We start from the raw sequence: 20,260 nt of genomic DNA on the forward strand, positions 1-20,260 counted from the left end.
ATGTATGCGCACATGCCCTGACGTGTGTGTACGGCGCGCGGTGCGAGGCCCGTGACCTGGAGTGACCGTCAGGGCGTGTGAAGAAGGTGTGCGGGACCCATGCCGGGTTGCCGTTCCGCCTGTCGGCCCGTCACCACCTGACGTACGGTTTCTGCAGATGAGAGAAACACCCCGCCCACAGGGGACTGTGGGCGACACCGGGACGGAGCCTCCCCAGCCCCGTCTTGGTCGTGCCCTCGCGCACACACCCGGAGTCACTGGCTCCGGAACTCCTCACCGATCGGACGGCCGCCCGCCCCAAACCCCCCGGGGCGTGCGGCACACCGGTCAGGACGGCCACCTCGGAACTACCCCCCCTGTTCCGGGGCGGCCGACCACTTTCCTCTTCGGCCTCTGCGCGCTGCTCTTCGCGCTCATCACCTGGCAAGTGATCGCCGACGGCCCCCTGCGCGACGCGGACGAGCGGCTCGGCCCCTGGATCACCGGAAGCCGCCTCCCGGACGGCGCCGCCGAGTTCCTCGCCGATCTGGGTGGGGTCGCCGTCGCCGTGCCGTTCCTCGCCGCCGCCATCGCCTACACGTCGTGGCGCGGCCACTGGGCCGGTACGTTCCGCTGGTGGCCGGCCCCGGTCGCCGCCGCCGTGGCCATGGCCGCGGTCCCGGCCCTCGTGATCCCGCTCAAGGAACTCATCGGCCGCACCGGCCCGCCCGGCATGGACGGCACCGGCTACTACCCCTCGGGCCACACCGCCACCGCCCTGGTCGCCTACGGCGGAGCGGCCCTGCTCCTGCTGCCCCACCTGCGCGGCACCTACGCCCGACGTGAACTGATCATCGCCTGCGCCCTGTTGAACCTCGCGGTCGGCCTCGGCCTGGTGCGGCGCGGCTATCACTGGCCCCTGGACGTGGTGGCCAGCTGGTGCTTGTTCGGGATGGTGCTGCAGGGCGTGGCGCTAGTGGTGGCGCGGTACGGCCGACCTCCCACGCCCTGCGAAACGGACCCGGCTCAGCCGAAGTAGCCGTCGAAGTTCTTTGAGAACTCCCCGTTGTTGTAGCGGTCCCAGTTGATCGACCAGGTCATCAGGCCGCGCAGGGCCGGCCAGGTGCCGTGGGTCTTGTACGTCCCGCAGTTGGTGCCCTTCGTCAGGCAGTCCAGGGACTTGTTGACCTCGGTCGTGGGGACGTGGCCGTTGCCCGCGTTCGTGGATGCGGGCATGCCGATGGCCACCTTCTCCGGGGGCAGCGCGGGGAAGACGTTGTTCGTGTCGCCCGCCACCGGGAAGCCGGTGAGCAGCATGTCGGTCATCGCGATGTGGAAGTCCGCGCCGCCCATCGAGTGGTACTGGTTGTCGAGGCCCATGATCGGGCCCGAGTTGTAGTCCTGGACGTGCAGCAGCGTGAGGTCGTCGCGCAGCGCGTGGATGACGGGGAGGTAGGCGCCGGCGCGGGGGTCCTGGCCGCCCCACTTGCCCGTTCCGTAGAACTGGTAGCCGAGCTGCACGAAGAAGGTCTCGGGGGCCATCGTGAGCGTGAAGCCGCTGCCGTACTTGGCCTTGAGGGTCTTGACCGCCGCGATGAGGTTCACGATCGACGGGGTCTTCGGGTTCTTGAAGTCCGTGTCGTCGGCGTTCAGCGAGAGGGAGTGGCCTTCGAAGTCGATGTCCAGGCCGTCGAGCCCGTACTCGTCGATGATCGCGGAGACCGAGGAGACGAACGTGTCGCGGGCCTGGGCGGTGGTCAGCTGGACCTGGCCGTTCTGGCCGCCGATGGAGATCAGGACCTTCTTGCCCGCCGCCTGCTTGGCCTTGACCGCGGCCTTGAACTCGTCCTTGGACTCGACGCCGGGGCATTCGGTCCGCGGACAGAGGTCGAAGCGGATGTCGCCGGAGGTGGCCGACGTCGGTTCGCCGAAGGCGAGGTCGATGATGTCCCAGCTTTCGGGGACGTCCGCGAGGCGGGTGTAGCCGGACCCGTTGGCGAAGCTCGTGTGGAGATAGCCGACGAGGGCGTGGCCGGCTGCCGCCTTCGGCGCTGGAGCCGCCGAAGGGCCCGCCGAGGCCTCGGTGGCCAGCAGGCCGGATGCGGCGAGCGCGCAGGCCGTGGCCGCGGCCACCGTGAGACGTCTGATGCGGCGCGTGAGGGGACGCGGCGAGGAACGGTCCACAACTGCCTCCGGGCATGGGGGGATAGGAGGGTGGGCCGTTCAATTTGGTCCAGACCAATCAAGTTGTCAAGGTCTCGTCAAGGCCTGGTACTCGGCTGCTCCCGATCTCTTCCCGACCTACTCCTGCGGCTGCTCCCCGTCCCTGGGCGCCAACTGCGCCGCCGCCTCGTGCATCGCGAGTTCGAGAAGTGCCGGATCCGTCAGCGTGCCCGAGCCGTCGGGCGGGACGAGCCAGCGGACACCACCCGTGGAACGCCCCGGGTAAGGGACCACGATCCACGTGCCGCTGCCCGCACCGCGTACGCCCGTACCGATCCAGCGGGCCACCGTCCCCGCCGGGACGAAGAACCCCATGCGGGAGTCGCCGAAGTCGGCGAGCACGGGGCCCGGACGGTCGACGCAGCGGGTCAGTACGTCGAGCGTGGGATAGCCGAGCTCGCCGGGAAGGATGAGTACGTCCCAGAGCCTGCCCGCGGGCAGGAGCGCCACCCCGAGGGGGTTGCGCTCCCATTCCCAGCGGCAGGCGTCCGGATCCGGCGCCACCGACACCAGCCATTCGACCGCCGACTTCGCTCCCGAACCCGAGCCCGATCCAGAACCCGACCCCGAGCCCGATCCAGTCATGCCAGTCATGGCGGGACCTCCCTCTTCCTGTGCGGCAGTTGTGCCTGTCACAGGAGAGAGGGAGGTCGGGCCGCAGCATTACGCGGGTTCCGGGAACTTGTTGACGAAGAGTCGACAGGAGGCCGTCAGAGCCTGAAGAACCCCTACTGGTCAGCTGTCGAAGCCGAGGCCCAGCTTGTCCATCGTCTTCAGCCACAGATTGCGCCTGCCGCCGTTCTCGTCCGCACGCGCGAGGGACCACTTGGTCAGGGCCACGCCCGTCCACGCGAATGGCTCGGGCGGGAACGGCAGCGGCTTCGTGCGCACCATCTCCAGGGACGTACGCTCCGTGCGCTCGCCCGAGAGCAGGTCCAGCATGACGTCGGCGCCGAAGCGCGTGGCCCCGACACCGAGGCCGGTGTAGCCCGCCGCGTACGCGACGCGGCCCGCGTGGGCCGTGCCGAAGAACGCCGAGAAGCGCGAGCACGTGTCGATCGCGCCGCCCCACGCGTGCGTGAACCGGACGCCCTCCAACTGCGGGAAGCAGGTGAAGAAGTGGCCCGCCAGCTTCGCGTACGTCTCGGGGCGGTGGTCGTGCTCGGCGCGCAGCTTGCCGCCGAACGGATAGATCGCGTCGTAACCGCCCCACAGGATGCGGTTGTCGGCGGAGAGCCGGAAGTAGTGGAACTGGTTGGCGCTGTCGCCCAGGCCCTGGCGGTTCTTCCAGCCGATGGCCGCGAGCTGCTCCTCGGTCAGCGGCTCCGTCATCAGCGCGTAGTCGTAGACCGGGACCGTGTAGGCGCGGACGCGCTTGACCAGCGAAGGGAAGATGTTCGTGGCGAGCGCGACCTGCCGGGCGCGGATCCGGCCGTAGGGGGTGCGTACGGCCATTCCGGCGCCGGACGAGACGAGTTCGAGGGCCGGCGTGTGCTCGTAGACGCGTACGCCCTTCTCCAGGCAGGCGCGCTTGAGACCCCAGGCCAGCTTCGCCGGGTGGAGCATGGCGACGCCCTCGCGGTCCCAGAGGCCGCCGAGGAAGGTCGGCGAGTCGACGTGCTCCCGCAGGGCGTCCGCGTCGAGCAGCTCGGAGCCGTCCGCGAGGCCGTGCTCCGCCATCTCCTCGTACATCTCGCGCAGTTCGGCGAGCTGGTGTGGCTGGGTGGCCACGTCGATCTCGCCGGTGCGCTCGAAGTCGCAGTCGATGGAGTAGCGCTTGACGGCCGCCTCGATCTCGTCGAGGTTGCGGGCGCCGAGCTCCTCCAGCCTGGCGATCTCGTCCGGCCAGCGGGACAGGCCGTTCGCGATGCCGTGGGTGAGGGAGGCCGCGCAGAAGCCGCCGTTGCGGCCGGAGGCGGCCCAGCCCACCTCGCGGCCCTCGACCAGGACCACGTCGCGGCCCGGGTCGCGTTCCTTGGCGATGAGCGCGGTCCACAGGCCGCTGTAGCCGCCGCCGACGACGAGCAGGTCGCACTGCACGTCACCGGTGAGGGCCGGTTCGGCGCGTGGCTTGCCGGGGTCGTCCAGCCAGTACGAGACCGGCTGGGCGTCGGAAAGGGACTTGGTCCAACGGGTCATGGCGCTTGGGGCCATGATTTCCACTCCTTCGGAACGGCCGGGTATTACCGGGCCTGCTTGTTGCGGCGCTTGGAGACGATCATGCCGCCGAGCACCAGGAGAACGGCGACGAGGAACATCGCCGTACCGATCACATTGATCTGAACGGGCGTACCGCGCTGCGCCGATCCCCAGACGAACATGGGGAAGGTCACGGTGGAGCCCGCGTTGAAATTCGTGATGATGAAGTCGTCGAAGGAGAGCGCGAACGCGAGCAGCGCGCCCGCCGCGATGCCCGGTGCGGCGATCGGCAGCGTGACCCGGACGAAGGTCTGCACGGGGCCCGCGTAGAGGTCCTGCGCGGCCTGTTCCAGGCGCGGGTCCATGGACATCACGCGCGCCTTGACGGCGGTCACCACGAAGCTGAGGCAGAACATGATGTGGGCGATGAGGATCGTCCAGAAGCCGAGCTGCGCGCCCATGTTGAGGAAGAGCGTGAGCAGCGACGCGGCCATGACGACCTCGGGCATCGCCATCGGCAGGAAGATCAGCGAGCTGACCGCGCCGCGCGCCCGGAAGCGGTAGCGGACGAGCGCGAAGGCGATCATCGTGCCGAGCACGGTCGCGCCGATCGTCGCCCAGGTCGCGATCTGCAGGCTCAGCGAGAGCGAGCCGCACATGTCGGCGACGCCGCAGGGGTCCTTCCAGGCGTCGAGGGAGAATTCCTGCCAGGCGTAATTGAAGCGCCCCTTCGGCTTGTTGAAGGAGAACACCGTCACGACGACATTCGGGAGCAGCAGATACGCGAGCGTCAGCAGACCCGCGATGACGACGAATTTGCCGCGGAGCCAGCGGAAGAAGGCAGCCATCAGACGAGATCCTCCGTCCCGGACTTGCGGATGTAGAAGGTGACCATGACGAGGATGGCCGCCATGAGAATGAAGGAAAGGGCCGCGGCCGTCGGATAGTCCAGGATGCGCAGGAATTGCGTCTGGATGACGTTGCCGACCATGCGGGTGTCGGTGGATCCGAGCAGATCCGCGTTCACGTAGTCGCCCGCCGCCGGAATGAAGGTGAGCAGCGTGCCGGAGACGACGCCCGGCATGGAGAGCGGGAAGGTCACCTTGCGGAAGGTCGTGGACGGCTTCGCGTAGAGGTCGCCGGCGGCTTCGTGCAGGCGGCCGTCGATGCGCTCCAGGGAGGTGTAGAGCGGCAGGATCATGAACGGCAGGAAGTTGTACGTGAGTCCGCAGATCACCGCCAGTGGAGTGGCGAGGACCCGGTCGCCGTCCGTCACGCCGAGCCAGCTGGTGACGTCCAGGACGTGCAGCGTGTTGAGGGCGCCCACGACGGGGCCGCCGTCCGCGAGGATCGTCTTCCACGCCAGCGTACGGATGAGGAAGCTGGTGAAGAACGGCGCGATGACCAGGATCAGGATGAGGTTGCGCCAGCGGCCCGCGCGGAACGCGATGAGATACGCGAGCGGATAGCCGAGCAGCAGGCACAGGATCGTGGCGGAGCCCGCGTACATCACCGAGCGCAGGAACTGCGGCCAGTAGTCGTTCAGGGCGTCCCAGTAGGTGGCGAAGTGCCAGGTGACCTTGAAGCCGTCTTCCAGGGAGCCGGTCTGGACGGACGTCGATGCCTGGTAGACGAGCGGCAGCGCGAAGAAGACGACGAGCCAGAGGATGCCGGGGAGCAGCAGCCAGTAGGGGACGAGGCGGCCCCGCTTGCGGATCTTGCGCGGCGGCTCGTCCGGCTCCTGCGCCGGGGGCGCCTTGGTGAGGGTGATCGTCATGCGGAGGCGTCCTCCTCGACCTTCTCGACGCCCGCGTCGATGTCCTGGGCGGCGTCCAGGCCGAAGGTGTGCGCGGGGTTCCAGTGCAGGACGACCTCGACGCCGGGGACGAGGCGGGTGTCGCGCTCGATGTTCTGGGCGTAGACCTCGAAGTCCTCGCAGAGCGGGCTGTTGACGACGTACTGCGTCGATACGCCGATGAAGCTGCTGTCGGCGATGCGGCCCGTGATGCGGTTGCGGCCCTCGGGGATCTGCCCGGCCTCGTCGGCGTGCGTGAGGGAGATCTTCTCGGGGCGTACGCCGAGGATGACCTTGCCGCCGGTGGTGGTGGGCGCGGTACATCGGGCGGCGGGCAGGATGAGCTTGCCGTCGCCGGCCTTGAGGGTGAGGTCGTCGCCGCTGCGGCCCGCGATCTCGGCCTCTATGAAGTTCGAGGTGCCGAGGAAGTTGGCGACGAAGGTGGTGCGGGGGTTCTCGTAGAGGTCGGCGGGGGCGCCGAGCTGTTCGACCTGGCCCGCGTTCATCACCGCGACCTGGTCGGCCATCGTCATGGCCTCCTCCTGGTCGTGCGTGACGTGGATGAACGTGATGCCCACCTCGGTCTGGATGCGCTTGAGTTCGAGCTGCATCTGGCGGCGCAGCTTCAGGTCGAGTGCGCCGAGCGGCTCGTCGAGCAGGAGCACCTTGGGGTGGTTGATCAGGGCGCGGGCGACGGCGACGCGCTGCTGCTGGCCGCCGGAGAGCTGGTGCGGCTTCTTGCGGGCCTGCTCGCCGAGCTGGACGAGGTCGAGCATGTCGCCGACCTTGCCCTTCACGGACTTGATGCCGCGGCGGCGCAGGCCGAAGGCGACGTTCTCGAAGATGTCGAGGTGCGGGAAGAGCGCGTACGACTGGAAGACCGTGTTGACGGGCCGCTTGTAGGGCGGCAGCGCCGTGACGTCCTGCTCGCCGAGGTGCACGGTGCCCGAGCTGGGCTCCTCCAGGCCCGCGATCATGCGGAGGGTGGTGGTCTTGCCACAGCCGGACGCGCCGAGCAGCGCGAAGAAGGAGCCCTGCGGCACGGTGAGGTCAAGCGGTCGGACGGCCTTGAAGGAGCCGTACGTCTTGCTGATCCCGGTGAGGCGGACGTCGCCGCCGTGTTCTGTAGCAGTCGTCATGGTGCGTCCAGGGGGTCGAGGGGGCCGAAGAAGTCGAGGGAAGAGTGGTGAGTGGTCAGGAACCGAGTGGTCAGGCACCGGTCAGCTTGGCGAACTTCTCCTCGTACGCCGTCTCTTCCTTCGGCGTCAGCGAGCGGAACCCGTGCGACTTCGCGGCCATCTCCTTGTCCGGGAGGATCAGCGGGTTGTCCGCGGCGTCCTTGTCGAGCTTCGCGAGCGCGGGCCGTACGCCGTCCACGGGACAGACGTAGTTGATGTAAGCGGCGAGGCGCGCGGCGGGCTCGGGCTCGTAGTAGTAGTCGATGAGCCGCTCGGCGTTGGCCTTGTGGCGCGCCTTGTTCGGGACGAGCAGGTTGTCCGTGGACGTGATGTAGCCCTGGTCCGGGATGTGGAAGTCGATGTCCGGGTTGTCGGCCTTCAGCTGGACGATGTCACCGGCCCAGGCCAGACACGCGGCGAGGTCGCCCTTGTCGAGGTCCGAGGTGTAGTCGTTGCCCGTGAAGCGGCGGATCTGCTTCTTGTCGACGGCCTTCTGCAGGCGGGCGATGGCCGCGTCGAAGTCGTCGTCGGTGAACTTCGAGGGGTCCTTGCCCATGTCGAGGAGCGTCATGCCGACGCTGTCGCGCATCTCGGAGAGGAACCCGACGCGCCCCTTGAGCTTGGGGTTGTCCAGGAGCTGCGACACGGAGGTGATCTCTTCGCCGTCGGTCGCCTTCTTGTTGTACGCGATGACGGTGGAGATGCCGGTCCAGGGATACGAGTAGGACCGCCCGGGGTCCCAGTCCGGGTTGCGGAACTGGGCGGCCAGGTTCGTGTACGCGTGCGGCAGGTTGGCCGGGTCCAGTTTCTGGACCCAGCCGAAGCGGATGAGCCGGGCCGCCAGCCAGTCCGTGACGCAGATGAGGTCGCGTCCGGTGTCCTGGCCCGCCGCGAGCTGCGGCTTGATCTTCCCGAAGAACTCGACGTTGTCGTTGATGTCCTCGGTGTACTTGACCTTGATCCCGGTGCGCTTCGTGAACGCGTCCAGGGTGGGGCGGCGTTCGTCGTCGTCGACGTCCATGTACTCGGTCCAGTTGGAGAAGGTGATCTGCTTCTCCTTGGCCGAGTGGTCCTCGGACGAGACGTCGCCCTGGCCCTTGCTCGCGGCCGGGATCCCGCAGGCGCTGAGCGCCCCGAGACCGCCGACGGCGAACGCGCCGCCCGCCGAGGCCCGCAGCATGGACCGGCGGGTGAGGGAGGCCCTGCCGTTCCTGAGGCTGCGGTGCATGGCGGCCAGTTGGGCCGGGGAGAGGCGGTTGGGCTCGTACTGCTCCATGCGCGTGGTTGCCCTTTCGGGAGGATGGGCGGCCGCTGGTCGGACGGCCTTCCAGCTGTCGGCTATCGGTCCCCGAAGATCGTGCGGTGCCAGTCCTTGCGGACGACCGCCGTGTTGTCGAACATGACGTGCTTGATCTGCGTGTACTCCTCGAAGGAGTAGGCGGACATGTCCTTGCCGTAGCCGGATGCCTTGTATCCGCCGTGCGGCATCTCGCTCAGGATCGGGATGTGGTCGTTGACCCACACGCAGCCCGCCTTGATCTCGCGCGTCGCCCGATTGGCGCGGAACACGTCACGGCTCCAGGCGGAGGCGGCAAGGCCGTACGGAGTGTCGTTCGCGAGCCTGATCCCCTCCTCGTCGGAGTCGAAGGGCAGCACGACAAGAACAGGCCCGAAGACCTCGGACTGCACGATCTCGCTGTCCTGCGCGGCGTCGGCGATGAGGGTCGGCCTGTAGAAGGCACCGGGGTGGTCGAGTGCCTCGCCGCCGGTGACCACGCGCGCGTAGGAGCGTGCCCGGTCGACGAAACCGGCGACGCGGTCGCGGTGGACGTGCGAGATGAGCGGCCCGAGGTCGGTGTCCTCGGCGAAGGGATCACCGAGCCGGACACTCTCCATGAGCTCGGCGACCCCTTCCACGAAGGCGTCGTAGAGCGGCCGTTGCACGTACGCGCGCGTGGCGGCCGTGCAGTCCTGACCTGTGTTGATGAGCGCGCCGGCGACCGCGCCGTGCACGGCGGCTTCGAGGTCGGCGTCGTCGAAGACGACGAAGGGTGCCTTGCCGCCGAGCTCCAGGTGCAGCCGCTTCACGGTGGCGGTGGCGATCTCGGCGACGCGCTTGCCGACGCCGGTGGACCCGGTGAAGGAGGTCATGGCCACGTCGGGGTGGCCCACGAGCCGCTCGCCCGCGTCGCGCCCGGCCCCGCTGATGATGTTGACGACGCCGTCCGGGATGCCCGCCTCGGTGGCGGCCTGCGCGAAGAGGAGCGAGGTGAAGGGGGTGAGCTCGGCGGGCTTCAGGACGATCGTGTTGCCCGCGGCGATGGCGGGAAGCACCTTCCAGGCGGCCATCTGGAGGGGGTAGTTCCAGGGCGCGATGGACCCGACGACACCGATGGGCTCACGCCGTACGTACGAGGTGTGGTCGCCGGAGTACTCACCGGCCGACTGCCCCTGGAGGTGCCGTGCCGCCCCGGCGAAGAAGGCGGCATTGTCGACAGTCCCCGGTACGTCGAACTCCCGGCTGAGCTTGATGGGTTTGCCGCACTGGAGTGACTCGGCCTGCGCGAACTCCTCCGCGCGCTCGGCCAGTACGCCGGCGAAGCGGTGCATGGCGTCGGAGCGCTCGCCGGGGGTCGCGCCCGCCCACTCGGGGAAGGCGTGCGCGGCGGCGGCCACGGCTGCGTCGACGTCCTTCTCGCCCGCGAGTTCGTACCGGTGCACCTCGTCACCGGTGGCTGGGTCGACGACGGCGTGGGAGCGCCCTGAGGTGCCCTTGGTCAGCCGTCCCGCGATGTACTGCGCGCCTTCCGCGAAGTGGTCCTGCGCCTGGAAGTTGTGCATGACGCTCTCCTCCGCCGTCGTCCCCGTCCCAGGGGGTCGGCGTAGCTCCAGATCGATTTGAGTGCCGATCCTGACAGAGCAGTGGTACTCCAACAAGTGATTCCGTTGTTGCCTTTTGGTTACGCGACGGAATCTGTCGACCAGGTGTCGAGTCCTCCTGGAAAACCCAGGACGGAATGTCAGTGGTGCGTGCCAGACTCGCGTGCATGACGAAGATCGACTCGGTGGACGCGCTGGTCGGGGCCGTGCGGTCAGGCGAGCGAGTGAAGTATCTGCACTTCTGGGGCCACCGTCCACGGCAGGACGGGACGCTCGGTCCGAGCTGCCTGAGCCAGTGGTGGCCGTCGCCGTTCACCGTGGACGGGGTGGAGTACGGGACGGCCGAGCACTGGATGATGGCCGCCAAGGCGCGCCTCTTCTCCGACGCGGAGGCCGAGACCGCGGTCCTTGCCGCGCGTACGCCCGCCGAAGCGAAGAATGCGGGGCGCCTGGTGCGGGGCTTCGACGAGACGGTATGGGAGCGCGAGCGGTTCGGCATCGTGGTCGAGGGCAGCGTGCACAAGTTCGGGTCGGCCGACGCCCTGCGTTCGTTCCTGCTCGGCACGGGGGCACGGGTACTGGTGGAGGCGAGCCCCCTGGACCGCATCTGGGGCATAGGCCTGCCGGCCGACGACGAGGGGGCCCAGGACCCGGAGAGGTGGCGGGGCCCGAACCTGCTGGGCTTCGCCTTGATGGAGGCACGGGAGCGGCTTCGCTGAGGGGGGCGGGGGGCCTTGGCTGCCGGGGGCGGCTTTGCTGACGCGGGGGCGGTCCCGGCTGGGGGCCTCCCCTGCCGGGGGCGGCTTCGCTGACGCGGGGGCGGTCCCTCTGCCGGGGGCTTCGCTGCCGCGGGGGCTGCGTTGCTGAGGCGGGGCGGTCTCCCTGGCGGGGGCTTCGCTGCCGCGGGGGCTGCGTTGCTGAGGCGGGGTGGTCTCCCTGGCGGGGCAGCTTCGCTGGCGCGGAGGTGATTGCCCTGGCGTGGGAGCGGCCTCCCGGCTGGTCAGCCCTCCGCCCTGGACCGCCGCTTCGCGGCGGATTCTTTCCCGCCCACCCGCCCTGTCACCCCGCATCGGGTGAGTTCCTTCGCCCACCCTTCACCGCAGGGCAAACGGGTGGGTGGGCGGGGAAAGATCCGCCGCGAAGCGGCGGTACTGAAGGCGCCCGGAAGCAGCAGCGCTGCGGGCCCCCCGAAGCGGCAGCACTGGAGGCGGCCCCTGCTAGGAACCGCCGAGATCAGGAGCGGGCGGCGGCCTGCGTCGTCGAGTGGCCGGGGGTGCCCGAAGCCCCGTCCTCCTCGAACGCATCGTCCGGCACCACGATCAGCACGACCAGCAGCGCCACCCCCAGGACGATGCCCGCGATCCCGCAGATGATCCCGGCCAGCGCCTGCCCGGGATTCGTCGCCTCGCCGCGCCGCGCCCTGCCCCGCCCGATCGCCCCGAAGATGATCGCGAGGATGCCGAGCACGATCGCCAGGGGCCACAGGCAGAAGACGGCGGCCGAGATGATCCCGAGGACGAGGGCGGTCACGCCCATCCCGTTGGCGGGCGCCATCGGCATCGCGGACCAGCCGTAACCGGGAGGACCCTGCACCTGCCCGCCCTGCTGCCCCGGGTAGCCGGGATAGCCGTACGGCCCCGGAGTGCCTTGGTGAGCCGGAAACCCGGGGTAGCCGTAAGGCACCTGCCCAGGTCCCTCGGGCCCGATCGGGGGCGGCGGCACAGGCTCCCCAGCACCAGCGCCAGCACCAGCCCCCGGCTGAGGCGGGGCAAAAGGCCCCAGCTGCCCCGAAGCCATCGTCGACTGATCATGCACGGACGGCGCGGACCACCCCGAGGACTGCCCCATAGGCCCCACAGGCCCCGCAGACCCCGTAGGCCCCACATCCTCCGGCGGCGCCCAAGGATCCCGCTTCTCCAGCGACGGCGGCAGCGGCGGCGGCAGCGGCGCAGGCCCGGACCCCGCCCCCGAGGCCCCCGGGCCCCCGGAACCGCCCGCCGAGGACACCCCCGGCGCCGCTTCCTCCTCCGGCGGAGCCCAAGGGTCCCGCCCCTCGGGCGCATCGGAACCCTGGGACATGCCGCGTCACCTCTTTCGTACGTTCCGTCATGCTACGGCCACCGCTCACGCCCGAAGGCACGCCACTTACGATGATCCCCGACCCACCGATCAGCCGATCAATTCCGTTCCTGGGGAGGAAACCGTGACCGATCCGCGTACAGCAGGCCAGCAGCACGACCCACATGCCTTCATCGCCGGACTGCCCAAGGCAGAACTGCATGTGCACCACGTCGGCTCGGCATCCCCCCGCATCGTCTCGGCCCTCTCCGCCCGCCACCCCGACTCCAAGGTGCCCACGGACGTAGAAGCGCTCGCCGACTTCTTCACGTTCACGGACTTTGCGCACTTCGTCCAGGTGTATCTCTCGGTCGTGGACCTGGTCCGCACCCCCGACGACGTACGCCTGCTCACGTTCGAGATCGCCCGTGACATGGCCCGGCAGAACATCCGCTACGCCGAGCTGACCGTCACCCCCTACAGCTCCGTGCGCCGCGGCATCGACGACCGCGCCTTCATGGACGCCATAGAGGACGCCCGCAAGGCGGCCGAGGACGAGCTCGGTGTCGTACTGCGCTGGTGCTTCGACATCCCGGGCGAGGCGGGGCTCGAAGCCGCCGAGGAGACGGTCCGGCTCGCGACCACCGACAAGCTGCGCCCCGAGGGCCTGGTCTCCTTCGGGCTCGGCGGGCCCGAGATCGGCGTGCCGCGACCGCAGTTCAAGCCGTACTTCGACCGCGCGATCGCCGCCGGCCTGCACTCCGTCCCGCACGCGGGCGAGACCACGGGCCCGCAGACGATCTGGGACGCCCTCACGGACCTGCGCGCCGAGCGCATCGGCCACGGCACCAGCGCAGCCCAGGACCCGAAGCTGCTCGCCCACCTCGCCGAGCACCGCATCCCGCTCGAGGTCTGCCCGACGTCGAACATCGCGACGCGCGCCGTCGCCACCCTCGACGAGCACCCGATCAAGCAGTTCGTCGCCGCCGGGGTGCCGGTCACCATCAACTCCGACGACCCGCCCATGTTCGGCACCGACCTCAACAACGAGTACGCGGTCGCCGCCCGCCTCCTCGACCTCGACGAGCGCGGCATCGCGGACCTGGCGAAGAACGCCGTCGAGGCGTCGTTCCTCGACCCGGCGGGCAAGGCGAAGATCGTCGCGGAGATCGACACGTACACGCGGACCTGGCTCGCCCCCTAGCACGGCACCACAATGGGCCCATGCGCACCGTGACAGCCGTGGCCCATCGAGGCGATCCCTACCGCGTCCGCGAGAACACCCTCCCGTCCCTGCGCTCCGCGCTCGACCAGGGCGCGGACGCGGTGGAGATCGACGTCCGTCTCAGCCGTGACGGCGTGCCCGTCCTGCTGCACGACGCGTCCCTCAAGCGGCTGTGGGACCTCGACCGCCCCCTGTCCGCGCTCTCCGTGGACGAGTTGCGCGGCCTCACCGAGGACGGCGTACCCACTCTCGAAGAAGCCGTCGCGGCGACCGAGGGCCACCGGCTCATGGTGGATCTGCCGGGTGCGACCCCCGCGTCCGTCCGTACCGTCGTCGGCGCCATCGCCGACTGCGGGGCGGCCGAGCGCACGTACTACTGCGCGGGCGCCCGGACGATGCTGGCGGTGCGGGCCGCCGATCCCGCCGCCGAGATCGCCCTGACCTGGACGTCCCTCGCCCCGCCCCGCGCCGGTGTGCTCGACGCGATCAGGCCCCGCTGGCTCAACTACCGCTTCTCGCTCCTGAACCGCGATCTCGTTAACCGGGTACAGCACGAGGGGCTGCTCGTCTCGGCCTGGACCCCGGACACGAAGCGCTCGATGCGCCGCCTCATCGACATCGGCGTGGACTCGATCACGACCAACCGCGTCGACACGCTGCACGCGCTGCGCGGTGTGTCCGACAGCGCACTCTCGTAGCCGGGCGGTCACTCAACTAGCTTGTGGGCATGGGGAACAGAGACGACGACAGGCGGGACGAACCGCTCTTCGTGTACGAGCGTGACGCGCGGGGCCATCGGAACCACCGGCTCAATCCACGGCATCCGGCGGGATTCATGCTGACCATCGCGCTGGTGGTCGGCATCGTTCTCGTCCTTCTTCTCATGGCGACGTGAGGGCTGCCCGCCGAGGGTCGCCGGCCGCGAAGGCCAGCGGTGGTGCGATGGCCTGCGCGTCCGCCCCCTCCCGCACCCACAGCGCGATGAACAGCGCCGCCGTCGCCTCGACCAGGCCGGCCCGCTCCAGACCGCCCGCGGTGACCGGCGTGCAGCCGACGTCCTTCACCAGCTCCCGTACGAGATCCAGCGCGCCCGCGTCGTCCCCGCAGACCGGGACCGCGAGCGGCCGGCCGTCGAAGACCGGCGGGTCCATCCGCCACACGTCCTCGTGGCAGAGGTTGAACGCCTTGACGACGTGGGCTCCGGGCGCCGCGTCGGCGAGCCGCCGCGCGGCGGACGGACCGCCCTCGGTGAGCAGGACGAAGCCCGGCCCCACGGGATTGGAGCAGTCGATCAACGCCCGCCCGCGCAGGGCGGCTTCAAGTCCGCTCACCACATCCACGCCCGCCTCGTAGGGCAGGGCGAGCAGTACCGCGTCCCCGGACTCGGCCGCCGCGCGGGGCGTCCCATGCCCTGCCGCGCCCATGCGGGCGGCGAGCGCCGCCGTCCGGCTCTCGTCCCGTCCGCCGATCACCACCTCGTGGCCCGCGCGCACCCAGTGGGTGCCGAGCGCGTCCGCCATGTTGCCCGTACCGATGACGCCGATCCGCATGGCTGTCCCCTCTCGTGTCCTCGCGCCCCGGGCTTCCGGGCCGCGCATGGGAACGACAGTAGGAAAGCGCTCGGGCACCATTCGGTACGTGACGCACACGACGAAGATGACGCAGACGGCGGACGCGGTGAACACGGCGAGCGCGGCGAACACGGCGGACGACGGGCTGCTCGCCGACTGCCGGGCCCGGCTCGCCTTCGATCTGCTCGCCAACACCTGGAACGCCGTGACGCTCTGGGCCCTGCGGCACGGACCGCGCCGCCCGGGTGAACTGCGCGGCCGGATCGGCGGCATCAGCCCCAAGATCCTCACCGAGACCCTGCGCCGCCTGGAGTACAACGGCCTGGTCGCACGGCAGTCGTACGCGGAGTCGCCGCCCCGCGTCGAGTACGAACTCACCGCCCTGGGGCGTACGTTGCTCGACCCGATCGAGGCCTTCGGCGCCTGGGCCTTCGACCACGGCGACGAGGTGATGGCGGCACAGGAGCGCGCGGACGCCCCTTAGGGGGCGGACACCCCTTAGGGAGCGGACACCCCTTAGGGGACTACCCCGGCAACCTCCCTGACGAGCAAGGCAGTTGTCCCTCAGAGAACACCGGGCCCCGCCCCTCCCCAGTGAGGATCCAGGGCACCCGCCCGATCACCAGGATGGGAATCACCAGCACCCCATCGCGCCCATCCTGGAGTCACGCCGTGCAGTTCCGCGCCCGTACCGCCCTCGCCGCCGCCCTCGTCCTCGGCCTGACCGGCGCCGCGACGGCCCCGGCCCTCGCGCACGCCCCGGCCGCTCAGCACGCCACCGGGGACCCCGCTCCCGACGGAAGGCCCAACGGCAAGGCCCTGCGCGAGGCGATCAAGGGGCTCCCGAACGCCGACGCGACCGCCGCCCTGGTCCGCGTGGGCGGCTCGGACGGAACCTGGCGCGGAAGTTCCGGCGTACACGACCTGGTCACGGGGCGGAAGGCCGACCCTCACGGGCGCTTCCGCGCCGGGTCGACCACCAAGATCGTGACCGCGGCCGTGGCGCTGCAACTGGCCGCCGAGGGCAAGCTGGACCTCGACAAGCCGGTGCAGCACTACATGCCGGACCTGTTCCCCAAGCAGAACCCGAAGCAGGGGCCGGGGTCGGGGCAGGGACCGGGACAGAAGCCGAAGTTCAAGCCCATCCCCGTCCGCAGCCTCCTCAACTACACCAGCGGCCTGCGATCGGGCGACGGCTTCGACGACGAATACGCCCACCGCTACGACACGTTGGACTACCGCAAGGTCGTCGCGTCGGCCATCTCCAAGGGCCCCGAGCACGACCCCGGCGACGAGCAGCACTACCGCAACATCGGCTACACGGTGCTCGGCATGCTGATCGAGAAGGTCACCGGCGACACGTACGCCCACCAGGCCGCCCAGCGGGTCTTCAAGCCCCTGCGCATGCGCGACACGTACTTTCCCGGCGCCGACCCGCGCATCCACGGCCCGCACAACCGCGGCTACCAGAGCATGAAGCAGCCGGACGGCAGCACCCGGCTCGTCGACGTCACCGAGTGGAACCAGTCGGACCGCTTCGCGGCAGGCGACATGATCTCCTCCACGGCCGATCTGGAGGTCTTCACACAGGCGCTGTTCGGCGGAGAGGTCGTGCCCCGGGCCCAGTTGAAGGAGATGTTCACGCTGCCCGAGCTGGCGCCGGGCGTCCCCGACGCCGTCTTCGGCGCGGGGCTCCAGCGGATGGAACTCGACGACGACACGGTGGTCTGGCTCAAGACCGGTGCCCGTTACGGCTACTCGAACATGATCGCCTCCACCGAGAACGGCTCTCGGAGCCTCGCCTACTCGGTCAACGCGACGGACGCCAAGGGCACGGGCATGAACCCGGTCGCCGAGCGGATCGCGCTGGCCGCGCTCAGCCAGGGCTGACCCCCGTCATGCTCGCGAACACCGTCACGTTGTTGGGGTAGTAGTGCCGGTCCGCGTCGAAATCGCCGCCGCAGGTGATGAGGCGAAGCCCCGCGTGGTCGATGTTCTTGTAGACGTCCAGGGTCGGGAATTCCTTCTTCGGGTATTCCTCGACCCTGTCCACGGTGAAGGTGGCCGTCTTCCCGTCCTCGCGTGTCACCTCCACTGTGTCCCCGGCCTTCATCGTCTTCAGCTTCTTGAAGACGGCGTCCTCGCCGTTCCAGGTCACGTGTCCGGCGATCACCGCCGGGCCCCGGGAGCCGGGGGTGGGGCCCGGTTCGTACCAGCCCGCCAGATCGGGGTCCTTCGGCGTCGTCATCGCCCCGTCGCCGCCCTGGCCCAGCGGCTCCAACGCGCTCGACACCCCCAGGGAGGGGATGGCGACCCGCTGCGGAACCGACCGGTCCAGGGCCGCGGGGGCCGCCTTGCCCGATCCCGTCGACGGCGTGGGGGCGGCCGTCGTGCCGTCTCGCGCCGCGCTCTGGCGTGGGGCCGCGGGCGAGGCAGCCGGGCCCTCCTGACCCGCGCAGGCGGTGAGCACCAGAGCGGCCGCGACGGCGGCGACCACGGCGGCGGAGGCGCGCCGGACCCCGGTCCACATGCGCCAGGCCGAGCGGCTCACGCGGCGTCACCGTTCCGCACGGCCACGGCGGCGATCTCCCTGCGTCGTCGCCTGAGAACCAGCACGCCGGCGGCCATCGCCGCAGCGGCCCCCGCGGCCCCGGTCACCACACCGGAGGACTGACGGCCCTCTCCCCCACCCCCGGTCTCCACCCCACCGACGGGGACGGACCCGACCGCCGCGCCCTTGACCACACCGCAGTTGGTCGGGGCGGTGGCCTCCTGGGGAAGCTTCGGGTCGAGTTCGCTCTTGCCGGCGCCCTCGAAGTCGTACTTGCCGTTGTCGTTGCGGTCGACGCCGTGCTGCACGATGTGCAGGTCCTTGATGTGGTCGACCACGTCCTGCCCCACGGTGATGGTCCGCTTGTAGGAGACCTTGCCCTGCGCGTCGGCCACCGGCATCCGGTCCACGGCGAGCCCGCTGCCCGCGTCGGTGCCCCCTGATTCCGTGAGCGAGATATTGATGTCGCCGTAGTGGACGGTGGCCTCGGTGTTGTCGAGGATGCCGTCACCGTTGGTGTCGTCACCGTCGTCCGGGCACTGGAAGTCGTGCCCGTCGGTGGACCCGTGCAGGTGCTGCGCCGACGGCTGTCCCGGCACCATGCCCTCGGACTTGATCCACACGGTCAGCGCGTTGCCACGCAGGCTCAGAAGGGCTGTTCCCGAGGAACCGGAGTCGTTCAGCTGCGCCAGGTCGATCTGGTAGGCGGGAGGGTCCGCCGCGAACACCGGGGACGCGAGGGCCACGGTGAGGAGGGCGGCGGGCAGAGCGGAAAGCCCCACGAGAAGGCCGGTTCGCTTGATCATCAAGTTCGTCCTTTTCCGCGGCACCCGAACAGGAAGGCCGCACGAGCCATGCAGTTACCTATGAAACGGAACGAGACTCATGGGTGTTCAAATCGAGCACGGGCATCTACCCGCCCCCTGCTCGCATCCGGGCACAGGAAGGAGGAAGGGCCATGGCGGCCAAGTGGAACTGGGAGAGCGGCGAGGGCCTGCTGGGCCTGGACGACCCCGCCGAGTGGGACGCGGCCTACGACCGCGGCGAACGAAGCCTCGGCACGGCAGCCATCGGCCTCGCCTTCAACTGCCCCCTGACCGAGGCCTCCCCCCGCATAGTCCGGGCGATGCACCTCCCGGACCACGGCCAGCGAGGCTTCGGCTTCACCGCGGCAGGCGCCGCGGCCCGCCTCAACGGCGCACTCACCCCGGAGCTGTACGCGGCACTACGCGCCGAGGGCCCCGGTGGCTTCGCCGAGCACGCCCTCAGGGACACCCTGGGCTTCGTACCGTTCCGACGGCTTCCCCCATGGTTCAAATGGCAGACGGTACGCATGACCGTGCAAGACAAGCTGACGTACTGGTGGATGCTCCGAGAAGACGCAACCGACACCGTCCGGAGGACGTTGCGCCGGCGGCCTTGGCGCCGGTCCTGAACAGCGCGGCCCCCGAAGCCCCCCTACAACCCCGCGATCGCGTTCCACCGCTTTGCGAAATCCGTGCGTTCCTCCGACGTGATGTCCCGTGCGATCGCGAGCCGTTTGCGCATGGTGTCGTCCGGGAAGATCAGCGGGTCCTCGGCCAGGGCCGCGAGGTCCTTGTCCTTGGAGGAGGCGAGGACGTCGCGGGCCGCGGGGACCGGGCAGACGTAGTTGACCCAGGCGGCGAGCTCGGCGGCGACCTCAGGCTCGTAGTAGTAGTCGATGAGCCGTTCCGCGTTCTGCTTGTGGCGGGCCAGGTTCGGGATCATCAGGGATTCCGCCCAGAGTTCCGCCCCTTCCTCGGGGACGACGAACTCGATGTCCGGGTCGTCCGCCTGGAGCTGGATGACGTCCCCGCTGTAAGCCTGGCAGGCCAGGACGTCGCCGCTGGAGAGGTCCTTGATGTAGTCGTTGCCCGTGAAGCGGCGGATGTGCTTCGAGGCGACCAGCTTCTCCACCCGGTCGCACACCCGGTCGAAGTCGGCGGCCTTCCACTTCGTGATGTCGACCCCGTCGCCCTGCATCAGCAGCGCGAAGGACTCATCGAGCCCGGACAGCAGCGTGATCCGGCCCTTGAGATCGTCGGCCCACAGGTCGGACACCTGCTTGATCTCCCGGCCCAGCCTGCGCTTGTTGTACGCGATGCCGGTGATGCCCGACTGCCAGGGAACGGTGTGCCCCCGCCCCGGGTCGAAGTGCGGCGAACGCAGCAGCGGGTCCAGGTACTTGGTGACGTTCGGCTGCCTGGCCCTGTCCATCTCCTGGACCCAGCCCAGGCGCACGAAGCGCGCGCACATCCAGTCGCTGATGACGATGAGGTCGCGGCCGGTCTCCTGGTGGTTCATCAGGGACGGGCTGATCTTGCCGAAGAACTCGTCGTTGTCGTTGATCTCCTCCGTGTAGCGGACGTCGATGCCGGTCCGCTTCTCGAAGGCGTCGAGCGAGGGCCGCTTCGTCGAGTCATCGTCGTCGGTGTCGATGTACAGCGGCCAGTTCGCGAAGGTCAGCGACTTGTCCCGGCGCGAACGGTCCCCGGCGGCACGCTCGCCGGGCCCTATGTACGCGGCGGGCACGCCGCAGCCCGCGAGCGTGCCGACGGCCGCCCCGCCGCCGATGGCACGCAGCAGGGACCGGCGGGAGACTGAGGAGGCACTGGGGTTCGCTCGCACCCCGGCAGCATG

At 69.8% G+C, this 20,260-nt stretch carries 20 protein-coding genes and 1 pseudogene; 8 read left to right on the forward strand and 13 right to left on the reverse strand.

The features are described from left to right. Positions 1-313: 313 nt before the first annotated feature. Positions 314-1,018: a phosphatase PAP2 family protein gene (locus tag AB0E78_RS28050; RefSeq protein WP_361837911.1), complete on the forward strand. Its 705-nt coding sequence runs from the start codon at positions 314-316 to the stop codon at positions 1,016-1,018. On the opposite strand, the pseudogene AB0E78_RS28055 reads toward AB0E78_RS28050, so the two are convergent. The 8 genes and pseudogenes from AB0E78_RS28055 to AB0E78_RS28090 form a co-directional block, all read right to left on the reverse strand. Beyond that, positions 1,006-2,010 (reverse strand): annotated as a pseudogene (locus tag AB0E78_RS28055) (chitinase); the annotation flags it as partial. The gene AB0E78_RS28050 and the pseudogene AB0E78_RS28055 sit on opposite strands and share 13 nt — an antisense overlap. 270 nt (positions 2,011-2,280) lie before the next feature. Next, positions 2,281-2,787 (reverse strand): hypothetical protein, encoded by a 507-nt coding sequence (locus tag AB0E78_RS28060; protein WP_361838467.1) that lies wholly within the window; start codon positions 2,785-2,787, stop codon positions 2,281-2,283. A gap of 150 nt (positions 2,788-2,937) precedes the next feature. Further along, on the reverse strand, positions 2,938-4,356 hold the full coding sequence (locus tag AB0E78_RS28065) for an FAD-dependent oxidoreductase (RefSeq protein ID WP_361837913.1): 1,419 nt from the start codon (positions 4,354-4,356) through the stop codon (positions 2,938-2,940). Between the two features lie 29 nt (positions 4,357-4,385). Continuing rightward, complete coding sequence (locus AB0E78_RS28070) at positions 4,386-5,189, reverse strand: ABC transporter permease (protein WP_361837916.1); 804 nt, start codon at positions 5,187-5,189, stop codon at positions 4,386-4,388. Then, a complete protein-coding gene (locus AB0E78_RS28075; RefSeq protein WP_361837919.1) occupies positions 5,189-6,118 on the reverse strand; it encodes an ABC transporter permease in 930 nt (309 codons plus the stop codon). The genes AB0E78_RS28070 and AB0E78_RS28075 overlap by 1 nt, the downstream gene beginning before the upstream one ends. Further along, the gene (locus tag AB0E78_RS28080; RefSeq protein ID WP_361837922.1) at positions 6,115-7,275 is read right to left on the reverse strand and encodes an ABC transporter ATP-binding protein; all 1,161 of its coding nucleotides are present in this window, start codon (positions 7,273-7,275) and stop codon (positions 6,115-6,117) included. Before AB0E78_RS28080 ends, AB0E78_RS28075 begins: the two co-directional genes overlap by 4 nt. 70 nt (positions 7,276-7,345) lie before the next feature. Further along, on the reverse strand, positions 7,346-8,590 hold the full coding sequence (locus AB0E78_RS28085; protein WP_361837925.1) for an extracellular solute-binding protein: 1,245 nt from the start codon (positions 8,588-8,590) through the stop codon (positions 7,346-7,348). Between the two features lie 62 nt (positions 8,591-8,652). Next, positions 8,653-10,155, reverse strand: coding sequence for a gamma-aminobutyraldehyde dehydrogenase (locus AB0E78_RS28090; RefSeq protein WP_361837927.1), 1,503 nt, complete (start codon positions 10,153-10,155; stop codon positions 8,653-8,655). Between the two features lie 176 nt (positions 10,156-10,331). On the opposite strand from AB0E78_RS28090, the gene AB0E78_RS28095 reads away from it, so the two are divergent. Continuing rightward, positions 10,332-10,913, forward strand: a complete 582-nt coding sequence (locus tag AB0E78_RS28095; RefSeq protein ID WP_361837930.1) for an NADAR family protein — start codon at positions 10,332-10,334, stop codon at positions 10,911-10,913. A 514-nt stretch (positions 10,914-11,427) separates the two neighbouring features. Here the strand turns inward: AB0E78_RS28095 and AB0E78_RS28100 are convergent. Continuing rightward, entirely contained in the window at positions 11,428-11,877 is a 450-nt protein-coding gene (locus AB0E78_RS28100) for a DUF4190 domain-containing protein (RefSeq protein WP_361837933.1), read from the reverse strand. Positions 11,878-12,397: 520 nt separating this feature from the next. Between AB0E78_RS28100 and AB0E78_RS28105 the strand changes: the two genes are divergently transcribed. The 3 genes from AB0E78_RS28105 to AB0E78_RS28115 are packed head-to-tail and all read left to right on the forward strand — an operon-like array spanning position 12,398 to position 14,372. Further along, positions 12,398-13,456, forward strand: coding sequence for an adenosine deaminase (locus tag AB0E78_RS28105; protein ID WP_361837936.1), 1,059 nt, complete (start codon positions 12,398-12,400; stop codon positions 13,454-13,456). Between the two features lie 20 nt (positions 13,457-13,476). Beyond that, positions 13,477-14,175, forward strand: a complete 699-nt coding sequence (locus AB0E78_RS28110; RefSeq protein ID WP_361837938.1) for a glycerophosphodiester phosphodiesterase — start codon at positions 13,477-13,479, stop codon at positions 14,173-14,175. A gap of 29 nt (positions 14,176-14,204) precedes the next feature. After that, positions 14,205-14,372: a hypothetical protein gene (locus tag AB0E78_RS28115; RefSeq protein ID WP_361837941.1), complete on the forward strand. Its 168-nt coding sequence runs from the start codon at positions 14,205-14,207 to the stop codon at positions 14,370-14,372. Here AB0E78_RS28115 and AB0E78_RS28120 read toward each other — a convergent pair. Beyond that, positions 14,359-15,027, reverse strand: coding sequence for an NAD(P)-binding domain-containing protein (locus AB0E78_RS28120; protein WP_361837944.1), 669 nt, complete (start codon positions 15,025-15,027; stop codon positions 14,359-14,361). The two genes, AB0E78_RS28115 and AB0E78_RS28120, sit on opposite strands and share 14 nt — an antisense overlap. An 88-nt stretch (positions 15,028-15,115) precedes the next feature. Between AB0E78_RS28120 and AB0E78_RS28125 the strand changes: the two genes are divergently transcribed. Both AB0E78_RS28125 and AB0E78_RS28130 read left to right on the forward strand, forming a co-directional pair. Next, the gene (locus tag AB0E78_RS28125) at positions 15,116-15,532 is read left to right on the forward strand and encodes a helix-turn-helix domain-containing protein (RefSeq protein WP_361837946.1); all 417 of its coding nucleotides are present in this window, start codon (positions 15,116-15,118) and stop codon (positions 15,530-15,532) included. Positions 15,533-15,720: 188 nt separating this feature from the next. Further along, a complete protein-coding gene (locus tag AB0E78_RS28130) occupies positions 15,721-16,938 on the forward strand; it encodes a serine hydrolase domain-containing protein (RefSeq protein ID WP_361837949.1) in 1,218 nt (405 codons plus the stop codon). On the opposite strand, the gene AB0E78_RS28135 is transcribed toward AB0E78_RS28130, so the two are convergent. After that, positions 16,925-17,599: a class F sortase gene (locus AB0E78_RS28135; protein ID WP_361837952.1), complete on the reverse strand. Its 675-nt coding sequence runs from the start codon at positions 17,597-17,599 to the stop codon at positions 16,925-16,927. The genes AB0E78_RS28130 and AB0E78_RS28135 overlap by 14 nt on opposite strands. Then, on the reverse strand, positions 17,596-18,408 hold the full coding sequence (locus AB0E78_RS28140; protein WP_361837955.1) for a hypothetical protein: 813 nt from the start codon (positions 18,406-18,408) through the stop codon (positions 17,596-17,598). The genes AB0E78_RS28135 and AB0E78_RS28140 overlap by 4 nt, the downstream gene beginning before the upstream one ends. 149 nt (positions 18,409-18,557) lie before the next feature. Between AB0E78_RS28140 and AB0E78_RS28145 the strand changes: the two genes are divergently transcribed. Continuing rightward, entirely contained in the window at positions 18,558-19,034 is a 477-nt protein-coding gene (locus AB0E78_RS28145; protein ID WP_361837958.1) for a hypothetical protein, read from the forward strand. Positions 19,035-19,057: 23 nt separating this feature from the next. Here the strand turns inward: AB0E78_RS28145 and AB0E78_RS28150 are convergent, their stop codons facing one another. Further along, entirely contained in the window at positions 19,058-20,248 is a 1,191-nt protein-coding gene (locus tag AB0E78_RS28150) for a spermidine/putrescine ABC transporter substrate-binding protein (protein WP_361837961.1), read from the reverse strand. Between the last annotated feature and the right edge of the window lie 12 nt (positions 20,249-20,260).

The organism is Streptomyces sp. NPDC032198, from assembly GCF_040636975.1.
Classification (GTDB): Bacteria; Actinomycetota; Actinomycetes; order Streptomycetales; family Streptomycetaceae; genus Streptomyces.